Raw genomic sequence first — 14,125 nt, 5'->3', positions numbered from 1 at the left:
TACTCCCTGCATCCAGGGAGCACCATGCCACCAGTGACATCTCTAATTTGCAGAGGGTGACATTTCTAAATGGCGCTTACACTCGTTCGGCGCGATAATAGTGATTATGTTAAGTCAGTAGGGAAGTGAGAAGGGGCGCGGCCGGTGAGCAGTCGCGCCTCGCCTTGCTTCATCCGCCGTTTATACGCGAATGCCGTTGCGTGGACCGTTGCAATCACGCGCGCGTGTCAACTCGGCACCCGCACTAAAACGAGGAATGCTTGACATTCCGGATGATCCACTGGCCTGAGTGTCGTAGATAGTAGCAGTTCAGCTTGGCTGCTGAAAACGTATTGCAGCCGTCAAGGTGGTGCGAGATAGGGCTTTGTAAACAGGCCGCGCCCTCGCAGCCAATGCTCCAGAAGCTCTGGCCACCGTGCTAAGGCAGGGTCGCTGCCACCCATCCCGGATCCGTGCTCGCCGGGTCCGAACACATGCATCTCGACCGGCACCTTTCGCGAATGGAGCGCTTCGTAGAAGCGTAGACTACCTTCAGCAGGCACCAGGCTGTCGTTAGTTGTATGATAGATGAAGGTTGGCGGCATATCGCCGGTGACATGCTGGAGCGGGGTAAAACTCGCGTAATCTTCCGGTCGGCAATTGACACCGGCAAACATGCAATATTGCGACTGCCCCTTTGCATCGATCTTCATCCCTTCCAACCAGGGATAGGCGAGAACGAGGAAGTTGGGCCGGCTACTCACGCGATCGACCTGGTCTGCGGCTTCGGCTGCGCCAGAAACGGCCTGGACCGCCGTCATCGCCGCAAGGTGGCCACCGGCCGAAAAACCGATCATTCCTACGCGGTTAGGATCGATGCCGTATTTCGTCGCATTCGCGCGCACAAATTGTACAGCCCGCCGCCCATCTGACAGCGGGATCGGCAATCGGGCTCGCGGCCCTGTCCTATATTTGAGCAAGAAGGCAGTGATTCCACGTGATGTGAACCAGTCGGCTACCGGCCGGCCTTCCAACGCGGTTGCTAGGCCCACATATCCGCCCCCAGGAGCAACGATGACAGCGGCCCCGTTCTCCGCTCCTTTCAAGACCCTAAAGACCGTCAATGTCGGCGTTTCGTCCGGCTTGTCGCTCTCGGCTCCTTCGGCGCGGCCCGGCCAGAGCCGGAATTCCTCGACATCCAGGAAATCATCCTTGAGCAACTTACTGTCCTCCTTACCTGTTTTGCCGATCGCGGGATCAATTAGGGCAAGGGCCGTCAGCGAGAATGCCGCTGCAAATATGACGGGATGAGGACGCATCATTTTTCGCATTTTGGATGAACATGACACTTATGCAGGAAGCCGTTCGAGCCGAGGCTGGCCAAAAGCCAGTGCGAGTGCATTGAGTTGCGCCAGACGAAAGAAGCGCGCGACGTTGCTTTTGGGTGCGGCAACGTCAAAACCATGGAATGCGCCGGGCACGACCAGCAATTCGGTCGAAACTGATTGTTCGATCAGTCTGCGCGCATAATGGACATCTTCCCCAACAAAGAGGTCAATGGCTCCCACGCCTATAAACGTCGACGGTAGGCCGCCCAGGTTCGCCAATCTTGCCGGGACGGAACCGGGCGGGGGCGCGAAACCTACAGATGGAGCCTGCCCCAGGAAAGCGGTCCAGCCGACCTGATTGAGCGGCCCGGTCCAGCCCAATGTGCCAACAGTAGATGGCGCCGGGCATTCGCCTCCGGTTCGATCATCAAGCATAGGATAGATGAGCGACTGATGGACGAGTGGCACTTTCTTGCGATCCCTGGCGGCGATGGCAAGCATCGCAGCCAAGCCGCCTCCAGCGCTCTCCCCCTGCACGGCGATTCGGTCCGTGTCGCCACCGAAGTCGGCACAGTGCGCATGGACCCAATTCAGCGCGGCATAAGCATCCTCCAGCGGACCTGGGAAAATAGTCTCGGGCGAAAGGCGGTAGTCGACTGTCACGATGACGCAGTCAAGCACCAGTGATTGGGTCTGGAGCGCGGCCAGCCCGCTTTCCGCTGTGCCGAGCACGAAGCCACCGCCGTGAAGGTGAACAATGACGGGACGCTCGCCCCCGGCCTTCCCGTTGACGATATAGATCGTGACATCGGGCCCGCCAGTTGGTCCCTTGATCTGTCGCTGCTCAACATGGGGGGCGGCCAGACACGGAATGATGGGCATTTGCGAACGGCCGGCGGCGAGTGTCTTGACGTCGATAGTCGCGTCCGATGGTGACGCAAATCGCTGCATTTCGCGGGCCGCGGCGCGCAGTTCCGGGTGGACGTGCGCGAGCGGGTCGGGGCCGCTCGGCTGCGCGTGGACGACCTTCATCGCTGTGGCAGCCAGAGTGGTCATGCCGATCGAACCCTTGATCACATCGCGCCTGTCAATTTCCACAACGTTCTCCTAAGGATCAGCTTACGACTATTTCGTGTTCGCCGGCGTCAATCGCAAACACCGATTGGCCCGCTGTCTCGCGGAAAGGTCTAATCTTACTGGTCGTTGCGGACACACGGCCAGCGGCAAATGGGAGCACCACTTCGCTGCTGCCGCCCTCAGGGAGACGGAGCTTTAGCCGGATGCGTTGTCCATCGCGTCGCCACGACGAAGCAATGGTGCCTCGCGGTGTTTTGATTGAGGCGGACACGTGTTCAAGACCTTGGGGGAAGAAGGGAGCGATGCGCACATTCCTATAACCGGGTGCTGCCGCCTGAATACCCGCCAGGTGCTGGTAGAGCCATTCGTCGAAAGTGCCCAAGAACGGGTGATCGAGCGTCTGCTCCAAGCCCTTGACGCTCCAGACCTCCCAAGATGAGGTTGCGCCCTGGCTGACCCAATAGCCCCAGCTTGGATATTCAGTTCGGGTGAGGAGCGCATAAGCGAGATCGGGGCGGCCAAACTTCGTGAGCGTCGGCAGGATCAGCTTAGTACCGATAGCGCCGGTGTTAAGCGCTGGTCCGCGCTTTTCAATGTCCGCCACCAGATTGGCGAAGACCGCTGCCTCGTGGCCCTTAGGCACCATGCCCAAGGCCAGCGGCATCAAGTTGCTCGTCTGGCGGTAGCCGACCTTTTTCGGGGTGCAGTAGATGTTGGCAGCTAGATCGAAATATGCTGCGTTGAAGGCGGGCAATATGCGATCAGCCATCGCGTCATATCGGCGGGCGTCAGCTGTTTTGCGGAGCAGCCGTGCGATCTGCGCCAGCGTTCTTGCTTCCTGGAACAGATGAGCGTTGCGCGTCAGATCTGGACCTTCGATATTGCTGATATCGAAAGTGCCGGAATTTTCAGCGCCAACCGGCCCATGATCCCCAAACGAAAATCCGTCGTAGAGATCACCTGTCGCGGCGATCTTGCCGTCCATCAGGTCCATCCAACGCGCCATCGCCGGATAGTTCTCCATGAGCACGGCTTCATCGCCAAAATGCTGATAGAGGCTCCACGGGATCATGACGATCATACCGCCCCAGGAGGGATCGTTGAACGCTGGAAAGCCGTAGGTTTGCGGTGCAAAGGCGGCGATGCTGCCATCGGCCTGCTGCGTACCGCGCAAGGATTGCAGCCAGTCGATATGAACGTCGGCAAGGCTGGCAAAGTTCAATATAGCTGAGTCCATGAACAGCGCTGTGTCTGCTGTCCAGCCCTGGCGATCGCGCCAGCTTGTGTCCGTGGGGAATCCCCAATGGTTGAGCAGCAAGCTGCGTCTCTGATTTTCGTGCAGCTTGTTGATAAGGGGGTTGGAGCAGGAGAATTCGCCCGTTGAAGCAGCGGGCGTGTGGCATTCGCGCGCCTCAATTGCAAACTCGTCGAGCTCGCCATCTAGTATCTCGACCTGAGCATATTGGAAACCATGCCGGGTGAATCGCGGCTCCCAGCTTTCGACGCCGTCACCCTTGAGAACATAATGGTCGACATGCTGGCGCAGCTTGTGGTCGTCGGTGCCCCAAGGGACGGACAGGTAGACCGTGCCATCCTTGTTGAGCTGCTGGCCATAGCAGATTTGCAGCTTTGTGCCGGGACGGCCTCGCACCGTTATTCGGGTCCAACCGGCCGTGATCTTGCCGAAGTTGTAGAGAGTCTTCGCCGCTGAAAGCTTTTTTGATTCTACGGCGGCGAATGTGTCGGTTATGATGACCGCTGGCGCACGCGCTGGGATGATCCGTTCTGTCGGAGCCTTTTGAATCAGTGCTGGTCGCCAGCGGGCATCATCCAGATCAGGCGATGACCATTCCGGATTTGCCACGCGGGCGTCGTAATCTTCACCGAAATACATCCAGTCATGAATGGGACCATCGGCCATCTTCCAATTTGCGTCTGTGACGAGGGTCTGTGCTGTGCCGTCCTCGAATGTCATATCTAGTTGAGCGAGGAGGCGCGGCTCGGACACCCATGGCGCGCCCGGACCTGCGATGCCGCTGATATAGGATCGGCCCAACATCGCCGCGACAACGTTTTTGCCGGGTCGCAGCATGGCGGTTACGTCCGTGGTGCGGGAAAAGACAGACTTCTCAAATTGCGAAGGGGGCGGGTCAATGACTGCGTCTGAAATAGGTGCGCCGTTGATTTCTGCCGCGCAATAGCCAAAGCCTGCGACCGTCAACTCCGCCTTTCGCACGGGCTGTGCGACGTCAAAGGCTCGGCGAAACATTGGGGCGGCGGCCTGCTCGCCAAATTTGGAGGGTGTCGGAGGTAGATCGCGTCCGATCCATTTGGCCGCCGCGTGAAACCCTCTTTCGATCGCACCGGCATCTTTACTTACTGGGGCGGCGGACACCACCGACGAAAGTGAGGGAGACGCAATCATTGCAGCGCCCGCAGCCATAAATCGCCGTCGGTCGATATCTCCACTTCGCATAGATATCCTTTCTGAAGGAGGCCCACCAACTGCTCCGCTGTTAATGGAAGGCATTACGCCCTCTTCCTGCCCTGCTGAAAGGCAGATTACGTCCGATCCATTGCGCGTCAGAGGCAACGCCGGTCGGGCTGTGGAACGGCGCGAGATCAGGATTTTTCTTCTCCGCTGCGCTGCAAATGCCGCTCACCGCTGCGCCTGCCAGGGCGCCGCTGATCGCAAGAAATTGACGTCGCCCCGATTCACCACCTGACAAAGCATTCTCCTTGCAGACCGCGGTTTTAATCTTGCATACAACTGGAGTCTTGCCCCGCCCTTCGCCAGAAGGACGGAGGCAAGATGCGCTGCCACTACGTCAACGTGCGCCCAAAGCAACCCGGAGGCTCACACCAAATTCGCGCGGCGGAGTCGAGGTGATCTGGACGTAGTTGCTCTGGAAGGGCACGCTCGCGAAGCCAGCACCGGCGTCCAGCGCGTTGGTCTGAAGCGGCCGATCGCCCCGGCTCAGCACACGGAAGGTGTTAGTGATATTCTTCGCGAAAGCGCCGATTTCCCACGCGCCATCAGGATCACGTACACCCAGATACAAGTTTAGCAGTCCATAGCCCTTGACCTTGTCATAGGCATTCGTGGGGTCATTCGGATTGTTGGGCGAGTAGGTAAACAGGCCACGCAGATAGGCGTCAGCTCGGTCCGACAGCGACATCGAATATTCCGGCTGCAGGGTCAGTGACCAGTTGGGTGCATTGGAGACGCGATCGTTGATCGAACAGACGGCAACGCCAGCCGCCGGAATGGCGGTAACGTCAGTCGTCCCGCCGTCGGGCACGCCATCGAGATTGGCGTCGTTACATGCGACTTGACCGTTGGATATCTTGCCCTTCGCGTAAGCAAATTGCGCATCGAGGGAGATGTGCCGGCTCGGCCGGAACAGTGCCTGCAGTTCGACGCCCGACACCTTAGCAGGTACGTTGGCCAGGAAGTTGAACTGGCCGAGCCTCTGAGTGACAGTTGGGAACTGCGAGAAATCGAGGTCCACGAAATTGACCGGTGTGTTGTTGCGGTAGAGGAAGCCATCGAACTTCTGGTGGAACGCGGTGACGTTCAGTTCCAGCTTCCGGTCGAACAGGTTGGCCTTCATACCAATTTCATAGGATTTCGACTTTTCTGGGTGCGGCCGGACGAAACTTTCGAGCAGAGGCGTGAGCGGACGGAAGATCCCGACCGCCTGCGTGCCTTTGCGCCAACTGCTGCCGGTATTGGCATAGACCATCAATTCGTCATTGAAACGATATTTGGCAGTGAAGTTGTATACGGTGGCATCATAGTCCTGGTCGATATCCTGCAGCGTGACGCCGAGTGAAGGAATTGCCAGGAAGTTCTTATCGTTGAAGGTGATGTGGCGCAGACCGCCGGAGATTTCGGCGCGTTCCCCGATATGGGCAGTCAGATTGCCGAAATAAGACTTTTCGGTCTGCTTGCCCGCTCCCTGAATGATCGTGTTGGCCGTCGTGAGATAGACTGGGAGGCCGGGAGTGCCGGCTGGTGCGCCGCCGTTGAAGGCGATGATCGAGGGGCTCGTGATCGGATTCTTGCCGATCGTTTGGACATAGACGGCGCCGACCGTGTAGTCGAAGATCCCCATGATCCGATCGACCGACGACAGCCGAAGCTCATGCGTCTTCTGGGTCGCGGCAACCGGCACCAGCTGATAGACGCTCTGTCCAGGGAAGATATTTGCCGAGTCCTGTGGCTGTCTGGTGTCCTGATCCACCTTAAACCATGACCCCACATAGCTTAGTTGCTGGCCCGCGAACCGCACATTGGCGTTACCGATCAGCAGCTTCTGGTCTTCGTTCACGAAGATGGGATCGTCACCGATCGAACGGCGATCCCGTCCGGTGATGAGCGAATTGCTGCCAAAGTGGAGAGGTGCGCCAGGCTGCGACAGGCTGAGCGATTCGACTTGGCGATAGCTTTCGGCGCGACGGTGTAGCACCTGGTACATGACATTGCCGTCGAACCAATCCGCCGGCTCGACACGAAGGCTGATGCGACCACTCTCGGTGTTGGAGAAGGGCTTGCGACCACCATTTAGCGGGCGGACCTGGTCGACATGATTCTGGTCGACAAGACCTGCGAGACGCAGGGCCGCCACGCCCGGCAGCAGCGGAATATTGATCGCCGCGCTGCCATTATAAGCGTCCCTGTCAGTGGCGCTGCCGTTGAACATGACGCCAACATCGTCGAGATTCGGGCGCCGCGTGGTGACGGTGATCTGGCCCGACGGCGACGCGCGGCCGCGCAGCGTGCCTTGCGGACCGCGCAGCACCTCAATCTGGCCGACGTCATACATCGACTGAAACAGGGAGAATGGTGAAACCAGCGCTTCGTTGACGTAGAATTCAACATTTGGCGGAACGCTCGCGATGCTGTCATAGCCGACGCCCCGGAGCGAAGCGCGAAATGAGAAGCCATCTCCGGTCGATTGCAGCGACAAGCCGGGGACGACCGATTTGATGTCTTCGAACTTCGTGATGTTGAGCTTTTCCACAGAAGCGCCTGACACAACATTCACCGTCTGCGGCACTTCCTGAAGACTTTCTTCACGGCGGCGAGCAGTTACGACGATATCATCATTGACCAACGAGGGTTCGGAAGTGGCATCCTGTGCGTGAGCGTAGGACGCCAGCGATGCCGCGAGCGCGCCCACAGACGAAATAATCCTGAGTGGTCTGTGCATTTTCTACTCCTCCCCTTCTCGCCCATTCACCGGCGGGCATTGGTACAGATGATTGAGAACGTCGTTCTCATCCGTAATTAGCATTGCCCAGGCGCATTGTCAAAAGCTTCGCTAGACGCGTCGAGCAGCGGCTTGTAATGCCGGGATGTGCAAACAAACGTGACTAGCGAACCTGAGCCCGAGCCGCCGCAGCTCACTGAGCCCAACAAGCGCTCCGAACTGTTGCTCTCTGCGGCCCATCAATTGCTGGGCGAGCGTGACCTTGAAGCTCTGACGATCAGGGCGTTGCTCGACCGATCGGGTCTTTCTCGTCGCGCCTTTTACGAATGCTATGCCAGCAAAGACGCGCTTGTAATCGCTGTATTTGCGAGAACCCTTCGTCAGGGCGCGGCATATTACAACTCACAAGCAGGAGAATACGCCAGCCCGACCGAAGCCCTGCGACATATCGTGACCAGCATAATCACAAATGCCCATGTCGATGATGGGAGCGGGAATCTCAATCGAGCGTTAGCGTTCGCACAGGAACATTTAAAGCTAGCTGCCTTTCACCCAAACCAGTTGGAAGATGCGGTGGCGCCATTTGTCGACATGCTTCGGGATGTGATCGCAAAGGGCATTCGAGAGGGCGAATTCGTTGCCGCGGATCCGCGACTGACGGCCAAGTTGGTTTATAATCTGGTGTCTGCGACGGTACATGAGGAAATTCTCAATTCGGGAACAGGCCGCTCGCTTACGCCGCCGCCGGCACTGGCTGACTGCGTCTGGGCGTTCTGTGAAAGAGCTTTGGCTTCGCCTTGAATCGATGTAGGGGAGAGTCTTAAACTCCGGCAAGGTCGAGCAAAGAGCCATCAAACAGGGGTTCCCTAATGAATAACCGGGTGATTTTTTCCGTTCTGGCCTAAATTATTTAATAGGTCGACATCTAAGGCTCGATATGGGAAGCAAGGCCAAAATTCGGCCAAATACACGCGCCATAGAGGCTTGAAAAACAAACGTCTTCAGGTCGGTTCTTTGCCGGTGAAGCGACAGATCCCAGAAACAGAACGAATCGCAGGAATTTAGGACGCAACTTGCGCCTTTGAATGCCTACAGGGTTGGGCATGCGCAAGCCGCTAACGAGTTCTCACTTCGGCTGCACCTAGCGGGTGGCGGCTACTGCTAAACAGCAGGTTTCATTTTTTTAGGTGCCGATCCATTGAACATAACGGCCACGCTGGCCTACTGTGTCGGTGACAATACGGCCGGCATCTTCCCCAACTTTCTTCCTGAAGAGTCAAGCGTCGATTGGAAGGATCATCATGACCGCAATCTTGTGGTAATTCTCGCCGCTAGTGGATTGATTCCAACGTTTGGAACCCGCGGTTTCGTGCCGCAATGATGTCATCGGGATTGGCTTTCCAGGTGAAAGGCTTGGGGTCGGCGGCGTTGTATTCGCGGATGAAGCGATTGATGGCGGCCTGGCGATCGACGAGGGAATGGAAGACCCCGTGTTTGAGCCGGCGTCGGGTCAGCTTGGCGAAGAAGCCCTCGACGGCATTGAGCCATGAGCTGGAGGTTGGCGTGAAATGGAAGGTCCAGCGCGGATGGCGGGCGAGCCATTGCTGGACCTTGTCCTTTTTGTGTGTCGCATAGTTGTCGAGGATCACGTGGATCGCTTTGTCCGCCGGCACTTCGCGCTCGATACGGTTGAGGAAACGGATGAACTCCTGATGACGATGGCGCTGCATGTTCTGCCCGATGACCGTTCCGTCCAGCACATTGAGAGCGGCGAACAGCGTGGTTGTGCCGTGCCGCTTGTAATCATGGGTCATGGTGCCTGCGCGGCCCTTCTTCATCGGCAGGCCGGGCTGGGTGCGGTCGAGCGCCTGGATTTGCGACTTCTCATCGATGGACAGCACCACCGCATGAGCCGGCGGATCGACATAGAGGCCGACGATCTCGGTGAGCTTCTCCGCAAACGCCGGGTCGTTCGACAGCTTGAAGCTGCGCCAGCGGTGCGGACTGAGACCGTGCGCCTTCCAGATCGCCTGCACCGTCGAGGCGGCAACGCCAGCCACCTTCGCCATGGCGCGCACCGTCCAGTGGGTCGCCTCGTGCGGGGGCGGCTCATGCGTCAGGCGGACGATCTCGGCGACACGCGTGGGCGGGATCGGCGCCTTGCCGGGCGGACGGGATTTATCGCAAAGCAGGCCCTCGACGCCTTCGTGCATGAAGCGTTCCTGCCATCGCCAGACGCAGGTCTTGGACTTGCCCGTCGCGGCCATGATCGCCGAGGCGCCCAGACCATCGCCGCTCAGCAGCACAATGCGGGCCCGCCAAACGTGCTTCTGTGGGCTCTGCGGGGCCGCTGAAATGTCGCACAATCGCTGACGGTCGGCGGCGGACAGGGTGAAAGTGATGCCATCGCGCATTCCCCCAGACTCGCACGCCAGCAAGCCGATGGGAATCCTCAATCGGACTCTTTTGTTCCGCTCAATCCACTAGATCCCATCCTCTTTCTTCCAACCAAACTTTGCGGTTGCGGCACTTCTGCATGGGGCGGCGCGATTGCGCATGCATGTCATTCGAACAGCATAACCTGCGTATCGCGTTCACCCTTGTAGGGATGGCGTCCATGCGCGGTCAGCTTGTTGTCGAGTAGCATGACATCGCCTTGCTCCCAACGGAACGAGACCTCCCGCCTTTCCATCTCTGCGTGCACTGCCATGAAGTCTTCCTCGGATAACGGCTCGCCATTGCCGAACGCGGCTGCGTTGGGCTTGTCGAGATAATTGGGATAGGCCGCGTCGATGCGCGTAATATTATGCTCGCCGATCGTGACCCGGTGCTGACGCATAGCGTAAATCTGATTGAAGAATAGCTTCTCGCCCGTCTTGGGGTGTACCGAGGTTGCGGGCAGCACGGTCCAAATGGTCAAGCTACCATCATCATTCCACTGCACGTTCGATCCACGCTCAATCATGGCCACTTCGACCTCCGCCCGGTCAGTGGTCTCGAACCAATATTGCCAGCTATAATGGTTAAAGTAAGGATCGGCGCGCCAGTCGTTTAGCGTCTCGTCATTGCGGAAGTTGCGGATGTAGCGAACGCCATGTGCCTTGAGCTTGTCCTGAAGCCCCTGCGGCAGGGCTTCCATCAGGCCGCGCATGTCGGCGATCGGCGTTTCGCCGCCGCGTTCCGCCGGTTTGTTGCAGTAGAAGGCAAGCAACCGAGGCGTGGTGGGCAAATACGCCATTTCCTGATGCATGATGATGTTGATGTGATCATCGGCGCGAGTCGCTTCCATCACCTTGCCCGTCACCGCCTTGCGGTGACTGGTGCCGCCAACATACCCCTGAGAAAAAGGAGTGAAGTCGCTCAGGAATCGCTCGAAGTCTTCGGGCCCATGCACCGCAAAGCCGCGCCAGAGCACGGCGCCGAAAGTCACCAGCGCAGCCTCGACGGCATTGCGATTTTTAGCAACCCATTCGGTGGCCGCACCGACATCCTGCTCGAGCGCCGGCGCCACCGGCTCAATCCAGAGTGGCGGGCGGCCCGGAAACGGCTCCGATATGAGGACATCGCGTCCGAACAGAGCGCGTGCCTGCTGCAGACGGGCTGAGTCCCTTTCGCTTGCTTTAGCATTCAGCATATTTGATCTCCGAACTGTCCACGGCGCAGCGCCGCGTTTAACTCAACCTACTTACGCATTTTCACGCGCGCCCTGAGACAGGATGTCCGGTAGTTCAGCATCAGGGCTAAGGCGCGACAGCGCGGATCCGATACGTACATTGGCTTTCGGACCCATGCCGAGCAGCTCGCGCGCACCCTGATCGAGTGAAGCCTGTGTTTCGGGGGACAAGCAGACATCCCAATTGACCTGCTGCCGCACGAAGTCGCGGACGTAATAGCCAAACAGCATGGCTCGGCGCGCACTCTCTGTCCGGTTCGATCCCGATGTGTGCCACACTCTCCCGTCCATCGCTATGAGCGATCCCGCCGGCGCTTCAAACGCCACGGTCTGCTCCGCAAGATCCTTAGGAACCTCCGAAAACCGGGTATATTTGTGGCTTCTCGGAACAAAGCGGGTTGCTCCATTGGCATCATACACATCGTCCAGGCACCAGATCAGGTTGAGGGCCCAGGGTTCCAGCCACGGATCGGGCACGGACAGCGCCTGGTCCGAATGGATGCGCATCGGCCGTGACCCCGGCAGCGCAATATTGCCGCTGAAGTTGGAGACGATGACCCCCTCCCCCAGCACTTCGCGAACGATCTCCAGGCAGGCCGGATGACGCAGCAGTTCGACGAAGACTGGATCCCAGTCCGGCAGATTGTAGACGCGGATGTTCGAGTCGTTGGGATCGAGTAGCGCGCTATGGGTAGATGCTCCACGTCGGCGCATCTCCCCGACGACGCGGTCAAGCGCATCATTTACGCGTCTCAACTCTGGAGGGTTCATTAGCTTGGGCAGCACGCACCAGCCTTCTTCGCGCAACTGACGCCGAGCATTGTCAGGGATCATCGACATAGCGGTCTTTTCCTCTCCCCCGGCAGGGATGGTCACTGCCGGAATCATCGCTCAGTAAGTACCATTTGCGAGGGTGGCACGGCTGCCGCCCAATCCTCCCGGTTGGCCATCAGCGACTCCACAGCGTTGCGCCAGTAGCCTTCGCCCTTTGACAAATTCACCATGTTGAAATGGGAAACAGTGCGAAACTCGAGCACTTCGACGCCCCGCTTGCCTGGCGTGTATTGATAGGGCACGCCGGCCGGGACGAAGAAACCGTCTCCCGCTCCAAGGGTCGCGGTCCCCATTCTCACGTCGCCAGCGATGATATAATATAAGCAGTCGCAATCATGGCTATGGAGGGCCAGCGGGTATTCCTTTTTCAGCCAAGCGTACGTCAAGTTGAAGCCAGGTATGTCAAACAGGACCTTGAGATAATCGCCTTCCAACAGTCCCGCGTCCCTGGCCTTGACCATCCATTCGCGCTGAAGATCAGTATAGGGTTCAACTTTCATATGGCCCGTTTCCATCAGACCTGGCGCGTCCTTCGCCCGGAATATCTGAAATGTGGGCTTGCCTTTGATTTCGCTCACCGTCTCTCCTCTTCGCGCCTCAAAGCGCGAAAATCTTCCCTGGGTTGAGCGTGGCGGCTGGATCCATCGCCGCCTTCAGCGCCCGCATGAGGGCCACTTCACCGGCGGACCGGGTATGACCAAGAAAGGCGCGGCGCGAAATGCCCACTCCATGTTCCGCCGCGATCGACCCACCGACCGTCCGCACTGCTTCATAGATGGCGGTGTCGAAGATGAGCCTCGTCTCGTCACTGAGTTCACCCCGGCTCACGATCACATGCAGGTTGCCATCGCCCGCATGGCCGTAGAATAGCATGGTGGCGCCCGGACAGGCCGCTGCCATCGCCGCACGAGCCCGATCGACAAAGACCGGCATATCCACGATCGCCATAGCCAAGTCATAAGCGATCAGCGGGCGCATGTCAGCCAAACCGGGGTTCATGTCTTCGCGCACCGCCCAGATCTGCTGACGCTGCTGCTCGGACTGCGCGATTACGGCGTCCGTCACAGTGTTGTTTTCGATTAACGTTCCGAGCACGCGCTCAAACTGCGCTGCGTCACACTCCTCATCTCCGCCCATCGCCTCGACCACCGCATAATAGCCAAGGCCGGTCGGAAGGGGTCGGGGCTGTCGGTGAACCAGGCCACCGCTCATCCGATCATAGAAATCGTTCCACATGATCTCGAAGGACGACAGGCGCCCCGAGAGCGTCACTTCGAACTGTCGCATCGCGGTGATCGCAGCCCCGAAGCTCGGTACGGCGATCATCGCGGTCTGGCGCGATGTTGGGAGCGGCCGCAGACGTAGTACTGCACGGGTTACGACGCCGAGCGTGCCTTCGCTGCCGATCACCAAATGTTTCCAGGCATAGCCTGCATTGTCCTTGAGCATCTTGGTCATGGACGACAGTATGGTACCGTCAGCCAGAACTACCTCCAATCCCAAAACCATGTCGCGCATCATGCCCCAACGCAGCACGCGGTTGCCGCCGGCATTGCTGCCAATGACGCCGCCTATCATGGCCGTTCCCCGGGCACCAAAATCAATGGGCAGCAACGTCTTTTGCGCCTCCGCGGTTTCCTGCGCCGCTTGCAGGATGCAGCCAGCCTCCACCGTCATCGTCATGGAAAGCCGATCGACCTCGAGGATGCGGCTCATGCGTTCGAGAGACAGCGCAATCCCGCCGTCGCTGGGCACTGCGCCCCCTACCGTGCCGCTCTGGCCGCCGATCACAGTTAAGGGCAGACCAGCGGCGGCAGCGGCCTTCACCACCTGCGAAACCTACTCCGTCGTCCCCGGCTTCACTAAAAAAGCAGGGGTGCCTGCATAGCGTCGGGTTAGATCCAGCCGGTAGCGCTCGCCGATGTCTCGGCCACAACGGACATTTTCCGCACCGATAGCTGCCTCGAGCGAGGCACGGAGCCCTTCATCTTCGAAATCGGTCATTGCCATGCTGCGAA

The 14,125-nt window shown here is 58.8% G+C and carries 11 protein-coding genes; 1 reads left to right on the top strand and 10 read right to left on the bottom strand.

Features of this window, described 5'->3' with window-relative positions:
- Positions 1-341 precede the first annotated feature (341 nt).
- The 4 genes from ACFO3E_RS14970 to ACFO3E_RS14955 form a co-directional block, all read right to left on the bottom strand.
- The gene (locus ACFO3E_RS14970; protein WP_380805712.1) at positions 342-1,301 is read right to left on the bottom strand and encodes an alpha/beta hydrolase; all 960 of its coding nucleotides are present in this window, start codon (positions 1,299-1,301) and stop codon (positions 342-344) included.
- A 27-nt stretch (positions 1,302-1,328) separates the two neighbouring features.
- A complete protein-coding gene (locus ACFO3E_RS14965) occupies positions 1,329-2,405 on the bottom strand; it encodes an alpha/beta hydrolase (RefSeq protein ID WP_380805709.1) in 1,077 nt (358 codons plus the stop codon).
- Between the two features lie 16 nt (positions 2,406-2,421).
- Positions 2,422-4,653: a family 78 glycoside hydrolase catalytic domain gene (locus ACFO3E_RS14960; RefSeq protein WP_380805707.1), complete on the bottom strand. Its 2,232-nt coding sequence runs from the start codon at positions 4,651-4,653 to the stop codon at positions 2,422-2,424.
- Positions 4,654-5,212: 559 nt separating this feature from the next.
- Complete coding sequence (locus tag ACFO3E_RS14955; protein WP_380805705.1) at positions 5,213-7,600, bottom strand: TonB-dependent receptor; 2,388 nt, start codon at positions 7,598-7,600, stop codon at positions 5,213-5,215.
- Positions 7,601-7,759: 159 nt separating this feature from the next.
- On the opposite strand from ACFO3E_RS14955, the gene ACFO3E_RS14950 reads away from it, so the two are divergent.
- Positions 7,760-8,401 (top strand): TetR/AcrR family transcriptional regulator, encoded by a 642-nt coding sequence (locus ACFO3E_RS14950; RefSeq protein WP_380805703.1) that lies wholly within the window; start codon positions 7,760-7,762, stop codon positions 8,399-8,401.
- A 530-nt stretch (positions 8,402-8,931) separates the two neighbouring features.
- On the opposite strand, the gene ACFO3E_RS14945 is transcribed toward ACFO3E_RS14950, so the two are convergent.
- From ACFO3E_RS14945 to ACFO3E_RS14920, 6 genes are all read right to left on the bottom strand, one after another.
- Positions 8,932-10,014 (bottom strand): IS630 family transposase, encoded by a 1,083-nt coding sequence (locus ACFO3E_RS14945; RefSeq protein WP_380805701.1) that lies wholly within the window; start codon positions 10,012-10,014, stop codon positions 8,932-8,934.
- A 149-nt stretch (positions 10,015-10,163) separates the two neighbouring features.
- The gene (locus tag ACFO3E_RS14940) at positions 10,164-11,111 is read right to left on the bottom strand and encodes a TauD/TfdA family dioxygenase (protein WP_380805699.1); all 948 of its coding nucleotides are present in this window, start codon (positions 11,109-11,111) and stop codon (positions 10,164-10,166) included.
- A gap of 174 nt (positions 11,112-11,285) precedes the next feature.
- Positions 11,286-12,149 (bottom strand): phytanoyl-CoA dioxygenase family protein, encoded by an 864-nt coding sequence (locus ACFO3E_RS14935; protein WP_380805696.1) that lies wholly within the window; start codon positions 12,147-12,149, stop codon positions 11,286-11,288.
- Positions 12,150-12,157: 8 nt separating this feature from the next.
- Positions 12,158-12,685, bottom strand: a complete 528-nt coding sequence (locus ACFO3E_RS14930) for a cupin domain-containing protein (protein WP_380805693.1) — start codon at positions 12,683-12,685, stop codon at positions 12,158-12,160.
- 19 nt (positions 12,686-12,704) lie between these two features.
- Positions 12,705-13,937, bottom strand: coding sequence for an FAD-binding oxidoreductase (locus ACFO3E_RS14925; protein WP_380805690.1), 1,233 nt, complete (start codon positions 13,935-13,937; stop codon positions 12,705-12,707).
- 9 nt (positions 13,938-13,946) lie between these two features.
- The gene (locus tag ACFO3E_RS14920) at positions 13,947-14,117 is read right to left on the bottom strand and encodes a hypothetical protein (protein ID WP_380805687.1); all 171 of its coding nucleotides are present in this window, start codon (positions 14,115-14,117) and stop codon (positions 13,947-13,949) included.
- Positions 14,118-14,125: the final 8 nt, after the last annotated feature.

This window comes from Sphingobium tyrosinilyticum (genome assembly GCF_042654265.1).
Classification (GTDB): domain Bacteria; phylum Pseudomonadota; class Alphaproteobacteria; order Sphingomonadales; family Sphingomonadaceae; genus Sphingobium; species Sphingobium tyrosinilyticum.
The sequence above is the reverse complement of the archived record's forward strand: the minus strand, read 5'-3'. Positions and strand labels throughout refer to the sequence as shown.